2 protein-coding genes are annotated in these 2,142 nt (G+C 65.4%); both read left to right on the plus strand.

The annotated features are described in order from the left end of the window. Window positions 1-73 precede the first annotated feature (73 nt). Entirely contained in the window at window positions 74-1,291 is a 1,218-nt protein-coding gene (gene istA / locus AC5RWD_RS23050) for an IS21 family transposase (protein ID WP_494022243.1), read from the plus strand. After that, window positions 1,291-2,079 (plus strand): IS21-like element helper ATPase IstB, encoded by a 789-nt coding sequence (gene istB / locus AC5RWD_RS23055; RefSeq protein WP_494022244.1) that lies wholly within the window; start codon window positions 1,291-1,293, stop codon window positions 2,077-2,079. The genes istA and istB overlap by 1 nt, the downstream gene beginning before the upstream one ends. Window positions 2,080-2,142: the final 63 nt, after the last annotated feature.

The raw sequence follows: 2,142 nt of genomic DNA on the forward strand, positions 1-2,142 counted from the left end.
TGTCGGTGACGGTCGAAAAGTGAGCCATTGTGACGGTTGAAAACTGAGCCACCCGTTCCAAACGATTGGGTGGGTGATCACAGTGGAGGATTGGGCGCTTATTCGGCGGTTGCATCTGGCCGAGGGTGAGTCGATGAGGTCGATAGCGGCGCGGTTGGAGATCTCCAGGAACACGGTTGCGAAAGCAGTCAGCGCTGACAGTCCACCAACATACGTTCGTGCGCCGCAGGACTCTGGGATCAAGGCTGTGGAACCGGCAATTCGTGCGCTGCTGCTGGAGAACCCGCGGATGCCGGCGACGGTGTTGGCTGAACGGGTGGGCTGGTCGGGGTCCCCGGCCTGGTTCCGGGAGAACGTTGCCCGGATCCGTCCCGAGTATGTCCCGGCTGATCCTGCTGACCGGATCTCTTACGATCCCGGGGATCAGGCGCAGTGTGATCTGTGGTTCCCGGAGGTCCGGATACCTGTCGGGGCCGGCAAGGCCAGGGTGTTGCCGGTGCTGGTGATGGTGTCTTCGCATTCACGGTTCATCATGGCCAGGATGATCCCGTCCCGGATGACCGGGGACCTGCTGGCCGGAATGTGGGAGCTGCTCGGATCCCTGGGCGCGGTTCCGCGGCGGTTGATCTGGGACAACGAAACCGGCATCGGCCGGCGGAACAGCTACGCCGCCGGGGTCGCGGCATTCGCCGGGGTCTTGGCGACCAGGGTCGTGCAGGTCAAACCCTACGATCCGGAGAGCAAGGGCGTGGTGGAGCGGGCCAACCAGTTCCTGGAGACTTCCTTCCTGCCGGGCCGGGTCTTCGCCTCACCGGAGGACTTCAACACCCAGCTCGGTCAGTGGCTGCCGAAGGCCAACGCCCGGCTGGTCCGGCGGACCGGCGCCCGCCCGACGGACCTGCTCGCTGCCGACAAAGCGGCCATGCTGGCGCTGCCACCGGTTCCACCGGTCACCGGCTTCACCGCAAGGGTCCGGCTCCCGAGGGACTACTACGTCCGGATGGGATCCAACGACTACTCCGTCCACCCGCAGGCCATCGGCCGGTTCGTCGATGTCAGCGCCGACCTCGAAACCGTCACGATCAGCCTGGACGGCAGACCGGTCGGGACCCACCTCCGGTCCTGGGGCACTGGTCTGACCATCACCGACCCCGACCATGTTGAAGCAGCAAGGGCGCTGCGGAAGGCCTTCCAAACCCCTCACCCGGTTGGCGAAACAACCGGGCTGCGGGACCTGGCGGACTACGACCGCGCGTTCGGGGTTGTCCTAGATGACGGGCAGGTCGCCTGATGCCGGCCGCTAAGGAAACCGCAGGCCAGATCGAGTACTACACCCGGGCGATGAAAGCACCCCGGATCCGCGAAGCAGCAACACGCCTCGCGGACCAGGCCCGTGAAGGAGGCTGGACCCACGAGGAGTACCTCGCCGCTGTCCTGTCCCGGGAAGTCGCAGCCAGGGAAACCTCCGGCGCCGAGATCAGGGCCCGGGCCGCCGGGTTCCCGGCCCGGAAATCACTCGAGGACTTCAACTTCGATCACCAGCCCGGCCTCAAACGCGACACCATCGCGCACCTGGCCACCGGCGCGTTCCTCACCGAAGCGTCCAACATCGTCCTGCTCGGCCCGCCCGGCACCGGCAAAACCCACCTCGCCACCGGCCTGGGCTTGCGCGCCACCCAGCTCGGTCACCGAGTCCTGTTCGCGACCGCCATCGACTGGGTCGCCCGGCTCCAAGCCGCCCACCAGAACGGCAGGCTGCCCCAGGAACTGGTCAGACTGCGCCGCTACGGACTGATCATCGTGGACGAAGTCGGCTACATCCCGTTCGAGCAGGACGCCGCGAACCTGTTCTTCCAGCTGGTCTCATCACGCTACGAGCACGCCTCGCTGATTCTGACCTCGAACCTGCCCTTCGCCCGCTGGGGAGACGTCTTCGGCGATCAGGTCGTCGCCTCGGCCATGATCGACCGCATCGTCCACCACGCCGAAGTCATCACCCTCAAAGGCTCCAGCTACCGCCTCAAACACACCCAGGTCGACTCGCTGCCCTCGACAAGACCGGAAAATACGGCAGAATAACCAGCGTCATGGTGGCTCACTTTTCAGCCCGCGAAATGGCTCACTTTTCGACCATCGCTGACA

Source organism: Arthrobacter sp. CMU6 (assembly GCF_059090205.1).

Excerpts from the sequence above, each read along its gene's own strand:
- istB (WP_494022244.1), top strand. The coding sequence starts at position 1,291 with ATGCCGGCCGCTAAGGAAACCGCAGGCCAGATCGAGTACTACACCCGG.